This is a genomic window from Amycolatopsis minnesotensis (assembly GCF_039529815.1).
In the GTDB taxonomy this organism is placed as follows: Bacteria; Actinomycetota; Actinomycetes; order Mycobacteriales; family Pseudonocardiaceae; genus Amycolatopsis; species Amycolatopsis minnesotensis.
In genome coordinates, this window is the sequence record NZ_BAAANN010000019.1 from 37,322 (window position 1) to 55,104 (window position 17,783).

The window sequence follows — 17,783 nt, forward strand, 5'->3', positions numbered from 1 at the left end:
GGGCCGGTGCTCGCACGCAACGCCGAATCGTTGTACTGGATCGGCCGCTACGTGGAACGCGCGGACGACACCGCGCGGATCCTCAACGTCTCCGTGCACCAGCTGCTGGAGGACGCGACCGTCGACCCCGACCACGCCAGCCGCCAGTTGCTGGCGGTGCTCGGCATCCCGCCCGGCGGCACCGGCGACGACCAGCTCGACCTGTGGAAGCTGACCGAGCTGGTGGCGTACTCGAAGGAGAACGCCAGCTCGATCGTCGGCTCGATCAACTCCGCGCGGGAGAACACCCGCGGCGCCCGCGAGGTCGTCTCGACCGAGCTGTGGGAATGCCTGAACGCGACCTGGAACGCGGTGCCGGACCGCCAGCGCTACGCGCGCCGGGCCGGACCGCACGCGTTCCTGTCCTTTGTGGAGGAACGCGCGGCGATGTTCGCCGGGCTCGCGGACTCCACGATGAGCCGCGACGACGGCTGGCTGTTCATGGTGCTCGGGCGCTCGGTGGAGCGCGCGGACATGGTGATCAGGCTGCTGCTCTCGCGGGTTCAGGACCGCGCGTCGTCGCCGGGGTGGATGACGGTGCTGCGCTCGGCCGGCGCGCAGGACACCTACCTGCGCACCTATCGCGGCGCGCTCGACGCGGGCCGGGTCGTGCAGTTCATGTTGCGCGACACGCTGTTCCCGCGTTCGGTGTTCCACGCGCTGCGGCAGGCGGAGGACTGCCTCAACCAGCTCGACCCGGCGCTCAACAGCCGCGGCAACGAGAAGGCGGAGGCGCTGCGCCTGCTCGGCCGCGCGCGCAGCGAGCTGGAGTTCCTGCGGCCGTCCGATCTGCTGGAGGACCTGCCCCACCGGCTCGGTGAGCTGCAGCAATCGATCAGCGAGATCGGCGAAGCCGTTTCGGTGCAGTACTTCAACACCTCGCCCTGGGTGGCGTGGCGAGGCGCGGAGGTGTCGATGTGACCGCCGTCAGCGAACCGTCCTCGAACGAGGCCGCCCGGAGCTGGCAGGTGCGCGTGGTGCACAGCACCGGCTACCACTACGCGCGCCCCGCGACCCAGTCGTACAACGAAGCGAGGCTGACCCCGCGCTCGGACCGGCGCCAGAACGTGCTCGCGACGCGCGTCGAAACGACGCCCGCGACCAGGGCCTACCGGTACACGGACTACTGGGGCGCCGTGGTCACCTCCTTCGACCTGCACGCGCCGCACACCGCGTTCACCGTGCTGGCGACTTCGGTGGTCGAAACCTCCGACGCCGCCGAGCCGATCCGGGAAGTCACCTGGACGGACCTGCGCGGCGACGCCGTGATCGACGAGCACACCGAGTTCCTGACCCCGACGAAGTACACGCCGCGCGACCGCGAGCTGGCGACCGTGGCGCGGGACCTGCGCAAGGGCAAGGAGCCTGCCGACGCGGTGCTCGCGATCTCGGACTGGGTGCACGAGCAGCTCACCTACCGCCCCGGCAGCACCGGCGTGCACAGCACCGCGACCGACGCCTGGAAGGCCCGCGAAGGCGTCTGCCAGGACTACGCGCACGTGACGCTGGTGATGCTGCGGTCGGTCGGCATCCCGGCGCGCTACGTCTCCGGTTACCTGCACACCCGCCCGGAATCGAAGCTCGGCGAAACCGTCGAAGGCGAAAGCCACGCCTGGGTCGACGCGTGGACCGGCGGCTGGTGGGCGCACGACCCGACGAACGCGATCCCGGTCGGCCCGCGCCACGTATGGGTCGCCACCGGGCGGGACTACGCGGATGTCGCCCCCCTCAAGGGAATCTTCACCGGCGGCGGAAAGTCCACTTTGGACGTCAAGGTGCAACTGACCAGGTTGGCATGACCGACGTCGAGCGCTCGTGGCAGCGGATCATGGCGTGGCTCGAGGAACACGCCCCGCTGACCGCGCGCACGATCCGCGCCCCGGACGCGGATGCCGGTGCGTTCGAGGACGAGGTCGGGATCGCGTTCCCCGCCGAGCTCCACGCCTGGTGGGGCCTGATGGGCGGGGTCGACATCGATCGCGACTACCGCGCCGGTTTCTGCGTTCCGCCGTTCTCCATGCCGCTCTCGGTGGCCAGGGCCAGGCACGAGTACGCCAGCTTGGCGGTGTCACCGGACCCGACGTGCTGCGGCCCCGGCCGGCAGCACCAGCGGGAAGCGGGCGATCGGGGCGGCAACTACTGCTTCGCGCTGGTACCGATCGCCCGTGACGTCTGCGGCGACGTCCTCGCGGTGGACCTGCGGCCCGGCGACCGCCACGGGCACGTCATGTCGTGGTACGCCGAAGAGGGCTTCCGCCCGGACAAGTGGTCCGATGTGGGCACGATGCTGCGGTACACCGCCGATTGCTTCGACCCCGGCGGCACGGAGGACGTCCCGCTGGTCAACGAAGAAGGCTTCCTCCGATGGGACCGTCGCTGAACTGGGCCCCGCACCGATCGGGAGAAGCCCGCGTGACGCTGTCCCCACCCGCGCACATCATCACGGTGACGTTCATGAGCGGCGCGCCCGGGCTCACGACCAGGCGGCGCGGCGGCGGGTGGCGAGGAAGAAGACCAGATACAGCCCGCCGAGCGCGGCCGCGACCACGCCGACCGGCAGCAGTGACGCGGCCAGAAGCCGTTGTCCCGCATAGTCCGCGCACACCACGAGCAGCGCGCCCATGCACATCGACCCGATCAGATTGGGGCCCGGCGCGCGAGTCAGCCGCTTGACGAGCTGCGGCGCGCACAGCGCCACGAACGGGATCGGGCCCGCGGCGGCGGTGGCGACCGCGACCAGCGCGACCGAAAGCACGAACAGCGCGGGGCGCACGCGCTGGACGGGGACGCCGATGCCGATGGACGTGTCGTCGCCCATTTCGAGCATCCGCAGCGGGCGCGAAAGGAGCGCGACGGCGGGCACCAGCACGACGAGCGCGACGGCGAGCGGGGCGAAGTGGTCCCAGTCGCGGCCCGCGAGGTTGCCGACGAGCCACACGGTGGCCTGCCCGGCGCCGTCCGTGGTGGCGCGGCTGAGCAGGTAGGAGTTGATGCCGGCCAGCACCGCGCTCAACGCGATCCCGAGCAGCACGATCCGGCTGCTCTGCAACCCGCGCGGCGCGGCGAACAGCACGACCAGTCCGGCGGTGACCAGCCCGCCGACCAGCGCGCCACCGGCGACCGCCACGGGCGCACCGCCGAAGAGCAGGATCGTCGCGACGCCGCCGGTGGCCGAACCGGTGGTGAACCCGACGATGTCGGGGCTGCCGAGCGGGTTGCGGGTCAGCGTCTGGAACACCGAGCCCGCGAGGCCGAGCGCGGCGCCGACGAGGATGCCGACCAGCGCGCGCGGCAGCCGGTCGGTGACCACCAGGTACTGGGCCTTGGTCCCGTTGCCCGCCAACGTGGTCAGCACGTCGCCGAAGCTCAGCTCGAACTCGCCGGTGCCCACCGACAGCACGCCGACCGCGAGCATCACGAGCACCAGCGCCGCGATCGTGAGCAGGGACCTGCGATTCACCGCCGCACCGCCTTCAGCTTCCGCACCACGAACAGGAACGCGAGCCCGCCGACCACGTCGGCGACGATGCCGACCTGGATCTCGGCGGGTGAGCCGACCCACCGGCCGAGCACGTCGCAGCCGAGCAGCAGCACCGGCGCGAGGATCATGGACAGCACCGAAACCCACCGTTCGTCGTGGCCGACGAGCAGCCGGACGAAATGCGGCACCATCAGGCCGACGAACGCGATGGGCCCGCACGCCGCGGTCGCCGCCGCGGAGAGCAGGCCGACCGCGACCATGCTCCCGACCCTGGTGAGCGTCGGGTTCGCGCCGAGCCCGCGCGCGGTGTCCTCGCCGAGCGCGATCGCGTTGAGCGCGCGCCCGAGCACCAGTGCGAGCACCACGCCCGCCGCGAAGAACGGCAGCAGCCCGCTGAGCGCGCCGACGTCGCGGTTGACCAGCGAGCCGACCAGCCAGGCGCGCATCTTGTCCAGGTTGTGCGTGTTGATCACCTGCATGCCCTGGTTCACCCCGGCGAACACGGCCTGCAGCGCGACCCCGGCGAGCACGAGCCGGATCGGGCTGGACGTGCCGCGCCCGCCGCCGACCAGGTACACCAGCGCGGTGCCGCCGAGCGCGCCCGCGAAGGCGAACCAGATGATCGCGGCAGGCGCGGTGATGTCGAACAGCGCGCCGGCGAACACGATCATCACCGCGGCGCCGTGGTTGATGCCGAGCAGGCCCGGTTCGGCGACCGGGTTACGGGTGACCGCCTGCATGAGCGCACCGGCCAGCCCGAGCGCCATGCCGACGAGCAGGCCGAGCAGGGTCCTCGGCAGCCGGTCGTCGCGGACGACCGCGTCGGTGTAGCCGTGCTCGCCGTCCCCGTAGGCGAACAGTCCGTGGAACACTTCGCCGAGCGAAAGGCGGTTCGAGCCGATCGCGATCGACAGCACCACGACGGCGGCGAGCGCGAGCAGGGAACCGGCGAGCACGGCGGTGCTGACGGCGCGGGTCGCACGCCGGGGTGTGCCCTGGTCAGGGCCCGTGCCGGGTGGGGAGGCGATCGTCACCATGGTGAGAAGACTAAGGCAAGGCTAGCCTTCAGCCATGCACCCTCTCGACAACCGGCTCAGCAGGCGCGGGTTCCTCACCGGGCTCGCCGCCGCCGGGGCCGCCGGCACCCTGGCCGCCTGCGGTTACCAGGAAGATCCCAGCTCGGCACCGGCTGGCGCGACCTGGAACTTCACCGACGACCGCGGCCGCGCGCTGTCCGGCCCGCGCCCGGTCAGGATCGTCGCCGAGGTCGCCGCGGCCGCCGCGCTGTGGGACTTCGGCGTCCGGCCGATCGGCATCTTCGGCCCGTCCAAGATGCCCGACGGCAAGCCCGACCCGCAGGTCGGGTCGGTGGACCTGAACGCGGTGACCTCGCTCGGCAACGTGTTCGGCGAGTTCAACTACGACAAGTTCATCTCGCTCAAACCGGACCTGCTGGTCAGCGTGATCTACCAGAACAACGACCTCTGGTACGTGCCGCAGCAGCAGGCAGGCCAGATCGACAAGGCGGCGCCGAGCGTCGGCATCCGGACCGAGAAGGTGTCCACCCCGGACGCGATCGTCAAGTTCGAAGCGCTCGCGAAGCAGCTCGGCGCGGACCTGGACGCGCCAGCCGTCAAACAGGCGAAGGCCGACTACGAGAAGATCGACGCCGAGTTCAAGAAGACCGCGAAGGAGACTTCGAAGGTCAAGGTGCTCGTGGTCGCCGCGCAGCAGGACGCGCTGTACGTCACGAACCCGCCCGCGCTGTCCGCCGCGAAGTACCTGCAGGACCAGGGCGTGCACCTCGTGGTGCCGGAAAAGACCGACAGCCCCGGCTACTTCCAGCAGCTGAGCTGGGAGAACGCGGGCCACTACCCGGCCGACCTGATCATGTACGACAACCGGACCGGGTCGCTCGGGCCCGCCGAGCTGGCGAAGAACCCGACGTGGTCGCAGCTGCCCGCGGTGAAGGCGGGGAAGCTGCTCGCCTACAACTCGGAAACCCCGTTCAGCTACCAGAAGTTCGGCGCGCTTCTGCAAGACGTCACGAACGCGCTGAAGAAGTTCCCGGCCTGAAGCCGAGGTCCCCGGAGGGGCTGCCTCCGGGGACCTCGGCGATCAGCTCCGGGCGTGGGCGTCCAGGATGTGCGCGACGGCCTCGGTGATCCGCTGCGCCTGCGCCAGGTTCAGCCACTCGTCGGGCACGTGCGCGTTCGAGTCGGGGCCGAGCGCGCCGGTGACCAGGAACTGCGCTTCGGGGTACTTTTCGCCGAGCAGGCCCATGAACGGGATCGAGCCGCCGAGTCCGACGCTGCGCCACGGCGCGCCGAACACGTGCTCGCTCACGTCGCCGAGCGCGGTGTCGAGCCACGAGGCGGTGTCCGGCGCGTTCCAGCCGTCGGCGTGTTCGACACCGGCCAGCTCCACGGTCGCCGAGTAGGGGACGTCCGTGGTGAGCGCCTTCTCGATCGCCGCGAGCGCGGCGGCCGAGTCCGCGGTGGGCGGCAGCCGGAAGCTCAGCGCGAGCGTGGTCGCGTCGCGCAGCACGTTCCCCGCGTCGGCTGGCTCGGGGAAACCGGACGCGCCGATCACCGACAGCGTCGGGCGCCAGCTGTTGTTGAGCAGCAGTTCCAGTTCCTCGCCCGCGACCGTGCGGGTGTCACCGGAGGTCGGGAACGCGTTCGAGATCGCGCCGGGTGCGCTGTCCGCGGTGGCCTTCGCCTCGCCGCGGCGGTTCGCCGGGATCTCGACGTTCAGCTCGGCGAGCTTGATCTCGCCGGTCGCCGAGTCCTCGAGCCGGTCCAGCAGGGTGCGCAGGACCCGGAACGAGCTGGGCACGACGCCGCTGGCGAGCCCGGAGTGCTGCGCCGAGTCGAGCACGCGGACCGTGACGTGCACCTGCGCCAGCCCGCGCAGGCTGGTGGTGAGCCACATGCGCTCGTAGTCGTTGCCGCCGGAGTCGAGGCACACCACGAACGTGACGCGGCCGAGCTTCTCGCTGAGGTGTTCGAGGTAGGCGGGCAGATCGGGGCTGCCGGATTCCTCGCCGGTCTCCAGGAGCACGACGGCGCGGGCGTGCGCGCCACCGGCTTCGCGGATCGCTTCGAGGGCTGTGGTCGCGGCGTAACCGGCGTACCCGTCGTCGGCCGAGCCGCGGCCGAAGAGCTTGCCGTCCTTCACCACCGGTGTCCACGGCCCGAGCCCCTCGGACCAGCCGCCGACCGGGGGCTGCTTGTCGAGGTGCCCGTACAGCAGCACGGTGCCCTTGTCCTCGGCGCCGGGCGTCGCGGGCACGTCCAGCAGCAGCACCGGGCTGCGGCCGTCCAGCTCGACGACGTCGATGGTGGCGCCGGGGATCTCCCGCGCGGCCAGCCACGCCTTGACGTGCGCCACCGCGGCGGCGAGGTGACCGGTCTGTGCCCAGTCGGAATCGAAGGCCTGCGACAGGGCGGGGATCTCCACCAGGCCGGACAGGCTCGGCAGGACCTCGTTGGCCCACTGCCGGATGACGGTTTCGCGTACGGTTCGCTGCTCCACCCCGCCATCCTGCCACGCGGGATCGGCCGGGATCAGCCGTTCGCCCGCTGGACGAAGGCGCCGATCCGCTCGGTCAGCTCCGGCCACAGCTCGCGCGGCAGGCCGTGCCCCATGCCTTCGATGATCACCAGTTCGGCGCCGGGGACGGCGGCGGCGATGGCCTTGCCGCCGCTGACGTCGCACATGGGGTCGGCGTCGCCGTGGATCACCAGCGTCGGTGCGTCGATCGACCGCAGCAGGTCCGTGCGGTCGCCGGAAGCGACGGACGCGACGGCCCCGCGCGCGATGCCGAGCGGATCGTGTCCCCGGTCGTAGGCGCGCGTGGCCCGCGCCCGGACGTCCGCCTCGTCGAACGCGAAAACGGGGGACCCGACGACCCTGGCGGCGTTGACGCGCTGCTCGATCACTTCGTCCCTGGTCTCGGCCGGCGGCCCGCCGAACAGTGCTTTCAGCGTTTCCGGCTTCGGCTGCCCGACGGCCGGATCGCCGGTGGTGGAACTGATCGGGATCAGTGACCGGATCCGCGCCGGGTGCTCGATCGCGACCGTCTGCGCGATGTACCCGCCGAGCGAAAGGCCGACGAGATGCGCGCTGTCCAGCCCGAGCGCGTCGAGCAGGCCGACGGTGTCGGCCGCCAGGTCGGACAGCGTGTAGGACACAGTGGACAGATCGCCCGCCTGCACCGCGGGCAGATCGGGCACCGGCGCGTCGTCGAGGTGCGTCGAACGGCCGTTGTCCCGGTTGTCGAACCGGATCACCTGGAGGCCGCGCGCGGCGAGCAGGGCGCAGAAGTCCTCGTGCCAGTGGATCAGCTGCGCGGCGATGCCCTGGATCAGCAGCACCGGCGGCGCCTGCGGGTCACCGAAGCGCTCGTAGGCGATTTCGACACCCGACGGGCCGACGTTCGACGCTCTTTCTTCGCCCACCACACATCATCTCCTCGACCTGGGGGAATGCCCGGAAAAATACCACGGCGGTTTCGCGAAAGGCGACCCGAAAACGGGAATAGACCCCGGGTGGAATTGAATTCGTATTGGCGTCTACAGTAGGAACGGGATGAGGGGCACTGGTCCCGGTTTCCCGGAACGTGCCTGGTGAATTGATCTCGATCCCGCCGCGACCGGAATTGCGCCGAGGCAAGCCGACGAGCACCGAACACCGCCCAGCCAAGAGGCCCACCGACACCAATTCCGCGGCTGTACCCACCAATAGCGCATCCCCCACCCGATCCCGGGGGGCGACCCCAGTCCATTTTACCCGGGGTCGCGGCCTGGCAGGGGCGGAGAGCGGAGTTGTCCACAGGCGCGGTCGAATGTGGACAACTCCGCCCGGGCGCGGCGGATCAGGTGGCGCGGGTCGCCGGGTCCTGGCACCTGCCGTGTGGCAGCGACGTGCGGGACGACCAGGACGAACAGCGCGCCGGGAAACCTCGATCGCGACGACGAGTTCGCGCACGAGCCCGGTAAAGCCCTCTAAGAGGATCGCGAGCCGGCGAGCACGAACGCCCAGTCGTCCGACCAGGTCGCGTGTCTCGACCGGCGGGTTCACGATGTCCGTCATTTTCCTGTTTCCCGCGGATGCCGCAGGTTTCCGCCGCTCGCACCCCGTCAGCGCCCCGAAGCCACGGACCTCCGGTGGCGCACGTCACATCCGAACGGACCAGCGCCGTACTGGCACCGGGGGAGAGCCGCGACGGAGCGCGCTGAGCTGGCGACTCACGGCACTCCATACCCCTACTTTCGGCGGCCACAACGTCGGGCTTCCTAACATTTTCGCAGCTCAGACATGGTTTCTCAGCAACAAATCAGGTTCAGGGCTGACGTGCGCGGCGGTCTTCATGCCAGGATGTCCGCACAAACCGTCACCGCCGACGGTGACCCGGGCGCTTGGAGATCCGATGCGCAGGTGACCGACGGCGCTGTCGTGCTGGACGCCACAAGCGTTCAGGCGGCACCGACACCGAGGAGTAACTGCGCATGCCGTCCCCCGAGCAGTGGACGCACCCCGAACCTGGCGCCGGACCTGCCGCCGAAGCGGCACAACCCACCCCGGAACAGGTGATCGCGGGTTTGCGAGCAACGAACGAAGGCGGCCCTGAGCTCACTCAGCTGCTGACCCCCGAAGGCGAGCGGGTCTCGTCGTCCGTTTTCGACCGGTACGTCGCCGACATCGACTCCGAAGCCCTCCGCGGGCTCTACCGCGACATGGTGCTGGTGCGCCGCGCCGACCGCGAGTCCAACGCGATGCAGCGCCAGGGCCAGCTCGGCATCTGGGTGCCGCTGCTGGGCCAGGAAGCCGCGCAGATCGGGTCCGGCCGCGCGCTCAAGGCCGACGACATGGCCTTCCCCAGCTACCGCGAACACGGCGTCGCCTACACGCGCGGCGTCGACTTCAAGGAGCTCATCGGGATCTTCCGGTGCAGTGACCACAGTGGATGGGACTTCACGAAGCACGGCTTCCACCCGTACACGATCGTCATCGGCAACCAGGTGCTCAACGCCACCGGGTACGCGATGGGCCAGAAGTTCGAGGGCAAGGTCGGCGACGACGACGGACAGGCCACGATCACCTACTTCGGTGACGGTGCCACCAGCCAGGGCGACGTGCACGAGGGCTTCGTCTGGGCCGCGGTGTACGACGCGCCAGTGGTGTTCTTCTGCCAGAACAACCAGTGGGCGATCTCCGAGCCCACCGAGCGCCAGTCGCGGCTGCCGCTGTACCAGCGCGCACGCGGCTATGGCTTCCCCGGGATCAGGGTGGACGGCAACGACGTGCTGGCCTGCCTCGCGGTCACCCGGTGGGCGCTCGAAGAGTGCCGCCACGGCAACGGGCCGGTGCTGATCGAGGCGTTCACCTACCGGATGGACGCGCACACCACCACCGACGACCCCAGCCGCTACCGCCTCTCCGACGAGCTGGAGGAGTGGAAGCTCAAGGACCCGATCGAGCGCGTTCGCGCCTACCTCGCCCGCGGCGGCGGCGCCGACCAGGCCTTCTTCGATCAGGTGCAGGCCGACGCCGACGCGTTCGCGGCGGAGCTGCGCGAGTACGTGTTCTCCATGCCGGATCCGCCGCCGTCGCGGATCTTCGACAACGTCTACGCGGAGCCTTCGCCGGTGCTGGACGCGCAGCGTGAAGAGTTCCTGTCCTATCTCGACGGTTTCGCCACGGCAGGTGAGCACTGATGACCACGTCCGTGAAGTCCACTGTGGACGCTCCGAAGAGCGAGATCCAGAAGCTCACCATCGGCAAGGCGCTCAACCTCGGCCTGCGCACCGCGATGGAGGCCGACGACAAGGTCATCGTGATGGGCGAGGACGTCGGCAAGCTCGGCGGCGTCTTCCGCATCACCGACGGCCTGCAGAAGGACTTCGGCGAGCAGCGCGTGCTGGACACGCCGCTCGCGGAGTCCGGCATCATCGGCACCGCGGTCGGGCTCGCCGTGCGCGGGTTCCGCCCGGTGTGCGAGATCCAGTTCGAGGGTTTCATCTTCCCCGGGTTCGACCAGATCGTCAGCCAGGTCGCGAAGCTGCACTACCGCACCCAGGGCAGGGTGAAGGTGCCGATGGTGATCCGCGTGCCGTTCGGCGGCGGCATCGGCGCCGTGGAGCACCACTCCGAGTCGCCCGAATCGCTGTTCGCGCACGTACCGGGGCTCAAGGTGGTCTCGTGCTCGAACGCGGTCGACGCGTACTGGATGATCCAGCAGGCGATCGCCTCGGACGACCCGGTGCTGTTCTTCGAGCCGAAGCGGCTCTACCACTCCGGCGCACTGCGCGCGGAGATCGACCCGGCGGCCACCCCGGGCCCGCTGTTCGCTTCCCGGGTGCTGCGCACCGGCACCACCGCGACCCTCGTCGCGTACGGGCCGTCGGTGAAGGTCGCGCTCGACGCGGCGGCAGCCGCCGAAGAGGACGGCCACTCGCTCGAGGTCATCGACCTCCGCACGCTTTCCCCGCTCGACCTCGGCCCGGTCTTCGACTCGGTGCGCCGCACCGGACGGCTCGTCACGATCAGCGAAGCCCCCAGTGAGTCGTCGCTGACCTCGGAGATCGCGACCAGGGTGCAGCAGGAGTGCTTCTACTCGCTGGAAGCCCCCGTGCTGCGCGTGACCGGATTCGACACGCCGTACCCGCCCGCGAAGCTCGAGGAGCACTACCTCCCCGATCTCGACCGGGTGCTCGACGCCGTCGACCGTTCACTGGCCTGGTAAGGGGAAGCGCGAAAATGCCCGAGTACAAGCAATTTCCGCTGTCCGACACGGCGGAAGGCCTCACCGAGGCCGATATCCTGGACTGGAAGGTCAAACCCGGCGACACGGTCACCGTCAACCAGATCGTGGTGGAGATCGAGACCGCGAAGGCCGCGGTGGAGCTCCCCATCCCGTGGGCGGGCGTGATCACCGAGCTGCTCGTCGAGCCGGGGCAGACGGTGGAGGTCGGCACGCCGATCCTCACCGTGGACGTCGATCCCGGTGGGGCGGCGGCATCGGCGGCCGCGAACGGCTCGGCGCCCGCGAAGGCGCCTTCCGCGGAAGCCCCCGCCGAGGAGGAGATGAAGCCGCTCGTCGGTTACGGCTCCAAGGCGGTCTCGGCGCACCGGCGTGCCCGCAAGGGATCCGCTCCGGCACCGGCTCCCGCCGCCGCGGCACCGGCTCCCGCACCGGTCGCGCAACCGGTACGCGGCGGGTACGTTCCGCTCGCGAAGCCGCCGGTCCGCAAGCTCGCCAAGGACCTCGGCGTCGACCTGCACGCGCTGACCGGATCCGCCGACGGTGGCGTGATCACGCGTGACGACGTCCAGCGCGCCGCCACCGGCACACCGGCGAACTCCACTGTGGACACCGCGGCCGGATACGATCCCGCGACGCGGGAACGCCGGGTGCCGATCAAGGGCGTCCGCAAGGCGACCGCGGCGGCGATGGTGCAGAGCGCGTACACCGCTCCGCACGTCACCGAGTTCCTCACCGTCGACGTGACGCCGATGATGGAGCTGCGCGCGAAGCTGAAGAACAGCAGGGAGTTCAGCGGCGTCAAGCTGACCCCGCTGGTCTTCGCCGCCAAGGCGGTGTGCCTCGCGGCCAAGCGCACGCCCGACATCAACGCGGTGTGGGACGAGGCGGCGCAGGAGATCGTCTACAAGGAGTACGTGCACCTCGGGATCGCGGCGGCGACCCCGCGCGGGCTCGTGGTGCCGAAGATCAGGGACGCCGACGCGATGTCCCTTTCGGAACTGGCGTCGGCGCTCGGCGAGCTGACCGACACCGCGCGCCAGGGCAAGACCACGCCGGCGGACATGCTGAACGGCACGTTCACCATCTCGAACGTCGGAGTGTTCGGCGTGGACACCGGGACGCCGATCATCAACCCCGGCGAGTCGGCGATCCTCGCGGTCGGCGCGATCAGGGACACCCCGTGGGTCGTCGACGGTGAGCTCGCGGTGCGCAAGGTGATGCAGCTTTCGCTGAGCTTCGACCACCGCGTGATCGACGGCCAGCAGGGCTCGGAGTTCCTCGCCGACGTCGGCGCGCTGCTGTCCGACCCGGCGGTGGCGATCACCTACTGAGCGAGGCGGCGGGGGCCGGTTCTCCGGCTCTCGCCGTCAGCTCAGCTCGCCGACGCTGTTTTCTGGCCGCGGGGTGCCTGCCCCGAAGGTGACCTTCGGGGCGTCTAACGCCACAAACTCCGCCCTCGCGGCAGGCGCCCGGCCGACACCCATGCCCCGAAGGTGACTTTCGGGGCGTTCACATCCCCGAAGGTCACTTTCGGGGACGTCCGAAGGCCACCTGAGCCGCACACGAACCGGAATTCGCGACCCTGACCTGGGATAACTCGCCCTATACCGGTACCAAGACAGCCCCCACCCATCCCGGGGGGCGACCCCGCTCCAGTCTACCCGGCCCCGTCCGGCCGACCGGAAAATTGCGGGAGTTATCCACAGGCCCGGCTCGGTGTGGATAACCGTGCCGATGCGCCCGACTGATCGTACGCACAGCATGCCAACTTGACGGAGTGAGTGCTCACTCCGTACTGTCGGGGCCATGAACCCACCCCCTGCCCGGCGCCGCGCGCCCGGAATGAGCACCGAGGACCGCAGGCGGATGATCGTGACGGCCGTGCTGCCGCTCGTCGCCGAGCACGGCGCCGCGGTCACCACCAGCCAGATCGCCCGCGCCGCCGGCATCGGCGAAGGCACGATCTTCCGCGCCTTCAAGGACAAGGAGGAACTGATAGACGAATGCATCGCCGAGGCGCTCCGGCCGGACGGTGTGCTGGACGTGCTCGCGGACATCCCGCTCGACCAGCCGCTTGACCGCAAGCTCGTCGAAGCGGCAGGAGCGATGAGCGCGCATCTCGACCGCATCGGCGCGGTGCTGGGCGCGGTCGCGGTGGGCAAGCGAATGCACCGGAAGCTGCCGGAAGGCGACGATCTCGAGAAATCGGTCGACGCGCGGCAGCGGTCGTTCACCCTGATGAACGAGGCCATCGCGGAACTGTTCGACCCCGAGCAGGAACGCCTGCGCGCGCCTGCCGAAGAACTGGCGGCCCTGTTCGTCGCGCTGATGTTCACCCGCACGCGGGCGGGTGGACTGTCCGATGTGGACAAAATGGTGGACGTGTTCCTGCACGGCGCGGTCGAGGCGGGATGATCGGCGCGGGCGGGGGAGGACCGCACACGCTGAGACACCTGTTCGACGGCACCACCACGGTCGCCGACAGCGGATTGACCGGGCCGATCGACATCCCGGACGAGAAACCCGTTGGCACGCCTAAAGATCTGCGGTCCCGGTGGGACAGGCTGCGTGCGTCGGCGACGGGCACGGTGCGCGGATTGCCGCGCGTCGCGAGGCTCACCTGGCAAACCAGCCGCCCGATGACGATCGTCACCGTGCTCGTCACGGTCGTCGCCGGGCTGATGCCGACCGTTACCGCGTACGCCGCGAAACTGCTGATGGACGCCGTGGTCGCCGCATTGCAGGGACGCGGCGGCACGGGCACGATCGTCTGGCTCGCCACCGTCCAGTTCGGACTGTTCACGGTCACCGCGGTGACCGGCGCGCTGACGAACGTGTGCCAGCAGCTCATGCAGGAGAAGATGGTGCTGACCATCCGGCACCGGGTGATGGCGCACGCGAGCCGGATGCACCTGTCCTTCTTCGAAGGCTCGCGCTCGTACGACCTGCTGCGCCAGGCCGACCAGGAGGCGCCGACCAGGCCGCTGGGCATGATGAGCTCCGCGCTCGGCCTGATGAAGACCTCGATCACGTTCGCGAGCATGATCGCACTGCTGTTCTCGGTCAGCCCGCTACTCGCCGTCGTCGCGCTGCTCGCGCCGATCCCCGCGTTCGTCGCCGAATCCCGTTACGGCGCAAGGGGATTCGCGTTGACGGTACTGGGCTCCCCGATCCGGCGGCGGATGGAATACCTGGCGTCGCTCGTCACCACCGACACCTACGCCAAGGAAGTCAAGCTCTTCGGGCTCGGCAATCACCTCGTCGACCGGTTCCGGCAGCTCGGAAAGGTCTACTACGAGCGCCAGCGCAAACTCGTCGGCACGCGGAACGCGGTGGGCGCGTCGTGGGGTTTGCTCACCACGTTCACCGGATCGGCGATCGCGCTGTACATCTCGCTCGAAGTCGTCGGCGGGACGCTGACGCTGGGGGACCTCGCGCTGTACACCGCCGCCGCGGCGGGCGTGCAGGCCGCGGTGGCCGGGTTGTTCATCGGCTTCACCGGCATGTACGAGAACAACCTCTACCTCGACACGCTCTACACGTTCCTCGGCACGGAACCGGAAATCACCACGCCGCCGCAGCCGCGGCCGATGCCGGACCCGGTGCGCGGGCACATCGAGTTCGATCACGTGTCCTTCCGGTACCCCGGCGCCTCGGACCCCGCGCTGGACGACGTCAGCTTCGAAATCCAGCCGGGTGAAACGGTCGCCGTGGTCGGCCGCAACGGCGCCGGGAAGTCGACGCTGGTCAAACTGCTGTGCCGGTTGTACGACCCGACGGCGGGCACGATCCGGCTCGACGGCGCCGACATCCGCGAATTCGACCCCGCCGAACTGCGCGCGCGCATCAGCGCGATGTTCCAGGACTACGTGACCTACCAGGCCACCGCGGCCGAGAACATCGGGCTCGGCGACCTCGACCGCATCGAGGACCGCGACCGCGTCGAAGAAGCGGCGCGCCGGTCCGGCGCCGCCGAGCGGATCGAACGGCTCGCGCGCGGCTACGACAGCCCGCTCGGCCGCTGGTTCGACGACGGCGTGAGCCTGTCCGGCGGCGAATGGCAGAAAATCGCGCTGGCCAGGGCGTTCATGCGAGACGCTCCGCTGCTGGTGCTGGACGAGCCGACGGCAGCACTCGACGCGCAAGCGGAACACGAGCTGTTCACGCGCCTGCATGAGCTGTCCCGCGGCCGCACCACGCTGTACATCTCGCACCGGTTTTCCACGGTCCGGCAGGCGGGGCGAATCCTGGTGCTGGACAACGGAAAACTCGCCGAGTTCGGCGCGCACAGCGAGCTGATGGCCGCGGGCGGCGGTTACGCCGATCTGTTCACCTTGCAGGCGTCGGCCTACCTGGGCTGACCGTCGTCGAGTGGGACTCCCATGCGCCGTGCCGGTACAAGGGGGAACATGGTCATCTCGGGGGAAGATCTCGGCGTGGCGATCGACGACACATGGCTCTTTCGCGGGCTGAATGTCGTCGTCGACACCGGCGAGTGCCTGGTGCTCGCCGGACCGAACGGGGTCGGTAAGTCGACATTTCTCCGCCTGCTCCACGGCACCCAGCGACCGGCGGAAGGAAGCCTGACGGTGTGCGGAGGAACGCCGGACGAGCGGCGAGCGGCGTTCCTCCGCAAGGTCTCGGTGCTGATGGACGACTTCGCGCTGTTCGACGAGCTGAGCCCTCGCCAGCACCTCGACCTGCTGCTCCGCTCCCACCCTGGCGCCTCGGGTGATCCCGCGGAGTTGCTCGAACCGGCCGGTCTCCAGCACCGCGCGGACGCCCCGGCCGCGGACCTTTCGGCAGGGCAGTGGCGGCGCCTGCTCATCGTCGCGGCGATCGCCCGGCCGCACGAGGTGCTGCTCCTCGACGAACCCGAACGCGCGCTCGACGCCGAGGGCCGCGAATGGCTCAGGTAAGTCATCGCGGCGAACACCGCCGCGGTCGTCACCGCGAGCCACCACCCTCCGCTGGTCGACCGGGTCGCCGACACCGTGCTGGAACTGGGATGAAGCTCGGTGCGAACGCCCAGGAGGTCGCCGACCGGGTCGCCGCGGCCGTGGTGGTCGTCGGCGTGCTCGGCGCACCGTTCTACCACCCCGGCGCGCTCGGAGCCGCTGCTTCCTCCGCCGTGCTGTGCCTCGGGCTCGCGCTGGCCTGGCGTTCCGTCCTGCGCCGCGACTACGCGTGGACCGATCCCGCCCGGCTGACCTGGGCGGACTTCGACGACAGCCGGGTGCGTGCGCTCACCCGGCGCCTGCTGCTCGGCTGGGGAGCCAGGTTCGCGTGCGTCGCCTACCTGACAGTGGTGACCGCGATCCTCGCGCACGTCGGCGCCCCGGCCGGGTTCTTCGATGCGCCGAGCCGGTCGTCGCGCTCGCGCTGGGCCTGCTGGCCGCGATACCGCCGCCGTGGTTCCGGTCCGCGGCGGGCGTGCTCGCGCTCGCCGCGCTGGCACTCGCCAGCACACCCGGCCGCCTCGTCGCCCCCTCCGCCGGGCGCCTCGAACTGGTGCGCCGGTTCACCGACCGGATGATCCGGCGCACCTCCGTATCCATGCTCGACCCGTGGGCCCTGCTGCCGCCCCCAGCTGCAGTTAGCGGGCTAAACGTCCTCGGCGGCCGGTTCGTGGTGAGCCGCTTACTGGTGCTCGGCGCGTTCGCCCGCGGCCGCTCCACCCTGCTCACGGCCGTCGGCGTGCTCATCCCGCTGATGGCGGTGTGGCTCGGCGCCGCGCTCACACTCGGGCTGCCCTGGTCGTGGCGGCTCGCGGTGGCGCTGGTACTCGCGGTCGCCGCCGTGGTGCGGACGGTCACGCGCCCGATGCTCGACTTCGGCAACCTCGGCCTCGTCTCGATCGAGGGCGTGCTGATCCCGGCCGGGCTGATCGTCCAGCTCGTCCGCGGCCCGGACCTGCTGCTCGTCGGCACCCTCCTGCTCACCTGATCGAGCGGGAGCAAATCGGGCGCCCCGTTCGTTGACCCGGTATGGCTGTCGTGCTGCTGCTCTACGTGGTTGCCGAGGTGGCCGCCGTCTGGGCGGTCAGCTCCGCGATCGGTTTCCTGGGGACCATCGGGCTCCTCATCGCCGGCGCCTTCGTCGGCTCATGGCTGGCGAGGCGGGAGGGCGCCCGCGCGATGCGCGCCTTCGTCGAAACCGCGCAGGCAGGCAAACCCGCGCACAACGAACTGACCGACGGCATGCTCGTCGCGCTCGGCGGGGTGCTGATCCTGCTGCCCGGGTTCGTCAGCGACGTCGCGGGCCTGCTCATGCTGTTCCCGCCGACGCGCATCCTCGTCCGCAAGTGGTGGCTGCGCCGCGCCGAACGCCGCGCGGTCGCCTACGCGAACCATCAGCGCGGCCCGGTCATGGTGGTGGACAGCGAAGTCGTCCCCGAAGAGCCGAAGGAGCCGACGGCCCGGCCCACCGTCATCGAAGGCCGGATCGTCGAAGGCTGAGCGAATACTGTCGGTGCCCGCCCGTACTCTCGTA

General features: G+C 70.2%; 17 protein-coding genes. 13 read left to right on the top strand and 4 right to left on the bottom strand.

Translation table 11 applies throughout. The annotated features are described in order from the left end of the window. The first annotated feature begins 6 nt into the window (after positions 1-6). Genes ABD256_RS23535 through ABD256_RS23545 form a run of 3 tightly spaced genes read left to right on the top strand, consistent with a single transcriptional unit; the run spans position 7 to position 2,419 of the window. Positions 7-960, top strand: a complete 954-nt coding sequence (locus tag ABD256_RS23535) for an alpha-E domain-containing protein (protein ID WP_344422691.1) — start codon at positions 7-9, stop codon at positions 958-960. Continuing rightward, positions 957-1,838 carry a transglutaminase family protein gene (locus tag ABD256_RS23540; RefSeq protein ID WP_344422694.1) on the top strand — a complete coding sequence of 294 codons (882 nt, stop codon included), beginning with the start codon at positions 957-959 and terminating at the stop codon, positions 1,836-1,838. Before ABD256_RS23535 ends, ABD256_RS23540 begins: the two co-directional genes overlap by 4 nt. After that, positions 1,835-2,419 carry an SMI1/KNR4 family protein gene (locus ABD256_RS23545; RefSeq protein ID WP_344422698.1) on the top strand — a complete coding sequence of 195 codons (585 nt, stop codon included), beginning with the start codon at positions 1,835-1,837 and terminating at the stop codon, positions 2,417-2,419. The genes ABD256_RS23540 and ABD256_RS23545 overlap by 4 nt, the downstream gene beginning before the upstream one ends. Positions 2,420-2,512: 93 nt before the next feature. Here the strand turns inward: ABD256_RS23545 and ABD256_RS23550 are convergent, their stop codons facing one another. Next, positions 2,513-3,499: a FecCD family ABC transporter permease gene (locus ABD256_RS23550; RefSeq protein WP_344422702.1), complete on the bottom strand. Its 987-nt coding sequence runs from the start codon at positions 3,497-3,499 to the stop codon at positions 2,513-2,515. Then, positions 3,496-4,557, bottom strand: a complete 1,062-nt coding sequence (locus ABD256_RS23555) for a FecCD family ABC transporter permease (protein WP_344422705.1) — start codon at positions 4,555-4,557, stop codon at positions 3,496-3,498. The genes ABD256_RS23550 and ABD256_RS23555 overlap by 4 nt, the downstream gene beginning before the upstream one ends. A gap of 34 nt (positions 4,558-4,591) precedes the next feature. On the opposite strand from ABD256_RS23555, the gene ABD256_RS23560 reads away from it, so the two are divergent. Next, positions 4,592-5,596 (top strand): ABC transporter substrate-binding protein, encoded by a 1,005-nt coding sequence (locus tag ABD256_RS23560; RefSeq protein WP_344422708.1) that lies wholly within the window; start codon positions 4,592-4,594, stop codon positions 5,594-5,596. Between the two features lie 42 nt (positions 5,597-5,638). On the opposite strand, the gene ABD256_RS23565 is transcribed toward ABD256_RS23560, so the two are convergent. Then, positions 5,639-7,057, bottom strand: coding sequence for a M20/M25/M40 family metallo-hydrolase (locus ABD256_RS23565; protein ID WP_344422711.1), 1,419 nt, complete (start codon positions 7,055-7,057; stop codon positions 5,639-5,641). Between the two features lie 32 nt (positions 7,058-7,089). Beyond that, positions 7,090-7,983, bottom strand: a complete 894-nt coding sequence (locus ABD256_RS23570) for an alpha/beta fold hydrolase (RefSeq protein ID WP_344422713.1) — start codon at positions 7,981-7,983, stop codon at positions 7,090-7,092. Positions 7,984-9,033: 1,050 nt separating this feature from the next. On the opposite strand from ABD256_RS23570, the gene pdhA reads away from it, so the two are divergent. From pdhA to ABD256_RS23615, 9 genes are all read left to right on the top strand, one after another. Continuing rightward, positions 9,034-10,242: a pyruvate dehydrogenase (acetyl-transferring) E1 component subunit alpha gene (pdhA, locus tag ABD256_RS23575; protein ID WP_344422716.1), complete on the top strand. Its 1,209-nt coding sequence runs from the start codon at positions 9,034-9,036 to the stop codon at positions 10,240-10,242. Then, positions 10,242-11,270 carry an alpha-ketoacid dehydrogenase subunit beta gene (locus ABD256_RS23580; RefSeq protein WP_344422719.1) on the top strand — a complete coding sequence of 343 codons (1,029 nt, stop codon included), beginning with the start codon at positions 10,242-10,244 and terminating at the stop codon, positions 11,268-11,270. Before pdhA ends, ABD256_RS23580 begins: the two co-directional genes overlap by 1 nt. Before the next feature lie 14 nt (positions 11,271-11,284). Further along, positions 11,285-12,622, top strand: a complete 1,338-nt coding sequence (locus ABD256_RS23585) for a dihydrolipoamide acetyltransferase family protein (protein ID WP_344422722.1) — start codon at positions 11,285-11,287, stop codon at positions 12,620-12,622. A gap of 511 nt (positions 12,623-13,133) precedes the next feature. Then, entirely contained in the window at positions 13,134-13,706 is a 573-nt protein-coding gene (locus tag ABD256_RS23590) for a TetR/AcrR family transcriptional regulator (RefSeq protein ID WP_344423060.1), read from the top strand. Next, positions 13,703-15,652, top strand: coding sequence for an ABC transporter ATP-binding protein (locus tag ABD256_RS23595; RefSeq protein WP_344422724.1), 1,950 nt, complete (start codon positions 13,703-13,705; stop codon positions 15,650-15,652). Before ABD256_RS23590 ends, ABD256_RS23595 begins: the two co-directional genes overlap by 4 nt. Before the next feature lie 48 nt (positions 15,653-15,700). Then, on the top strand, positions 15,701-16,210 hold the full coding sequence (locus ABD256_RS23600) for an ABC transporter ATP-binding protein (protein WP_344422727.1): 510 nt from the start codon (positions 15,701-15,703) through the stop codon (positions 16,208-16,210). Between the two features lie 89 nt (positions 16,211-16,299). Further along, a complete protein-coding gene (locus ABD256_RS23605; RefSeq protein ID WP_344422730.1) occupies positions 16,300-16,827 on the top strand; it encodes a hypothetical protein in 528 nt (175 codons plus the stop codon). Further along, the gene (locus ABD256_RS23610; protein WP_344422732.1) at positions 16,803-17,237 is read left to right on the top strand and encodes a hypothetical protein; all 435 of its coding nucleotides are present in this window, start codon (positions 16,803-16,805) and stop codon (positions 17,235-17,237) included. The genes ABD256_RS23605 and ABD256_RS23610 overlap by 25 nt, the downstream gene beginning before the upstream one ends. A 41-nt stretch (positions 17,238-17,278) precedes the next feature. Continuing rightward, positions 17,279-17,749, top strand: coding sequence for an FxsA family protein (locus ABD256_RS23615; protein ID WP_344422735.1), 471 nt, complete (start codon positions 17,279-17,281; stop codon positions 17,747-17,749). Positions 17,750-17,783 lie beyond the last annotated feature (34 nt).

Coding starts and splice junctions, on each gene's coding strand:
- ABD256_RS23545 (WP_344422698.1), top strand. CDS start 1,835: ATGACCGACGTCGAGCGCTCGTGGCAGCGGATCATGGCGTGGCTCGAG.
- ABD256_RS23555 (WP_344422705.1), bottom strand. CDS start 4,557: ATGGTGACGATCGCCTCCCCACCCGGCACGGGCCCTGACCAGGGCACA.
- ABD256_RS23560 (WP_344422708.1), top strand. CDS start 4,592: ATGCACCCTCTCGACAACCGGCTCAGCAGGCGCGGGTTCCTCACCGGG.
- pdhA (WP_344422716.1), top strand. CDS start 9,034: ATGCCGTCCCCCGAGCAGTGGACGCACCCCGAACCTGGCGCCGGACCT.
- ABD256_RS23580 (WP_344422719.1), top strand. CDS start 10,242: ATGACCACGTCCGTGAAGTCCACTGTGGACGCTCCGAAGAGCGAGATC.
- ABD256_RS23585 (WP_344422722.1), top strand. CDS start 11,285: ATGCCCGAGTACAAGCAATTTCCGCTGTCCGACACGGCGGAAGGCCTC.
- ABD256_RS23590 (WP_344423060.1), top strand. CDS start 13,134: ATGAGCACCGAGGACCGCAGGCGGATGATCGTGACGGCCGTGCTGCCG.
- ABD256_RS23595 (WP_344422724.1), top strand. CDS start 13,703: ATGATCGGCGCGGGCGGGGGAGGACCGCACACGCTGAGACACCTGTTC.
- ABD256_RS23600 (WP_344422727.1), top strand. CDS start 15,701: ATGGTCATCTCGGGGGAAGATCTCGGCGTGGCGATCGACGACACATGG.
- ABD256_RS23605 (WP_344422730.1), top strand. CDS start 16,300: ATGAAGCTCGGTGCGAACGCCCAGGAGGTCGCCGACCGGGTCGCCGCG.
- ABD256_RS23615 (WP_344422735.1), top strand. CDS start 17,279: ATGGCTGTCGTGCTGCTGCTCTACGTGGTTGCCGAGGTGGCCGCCGTC.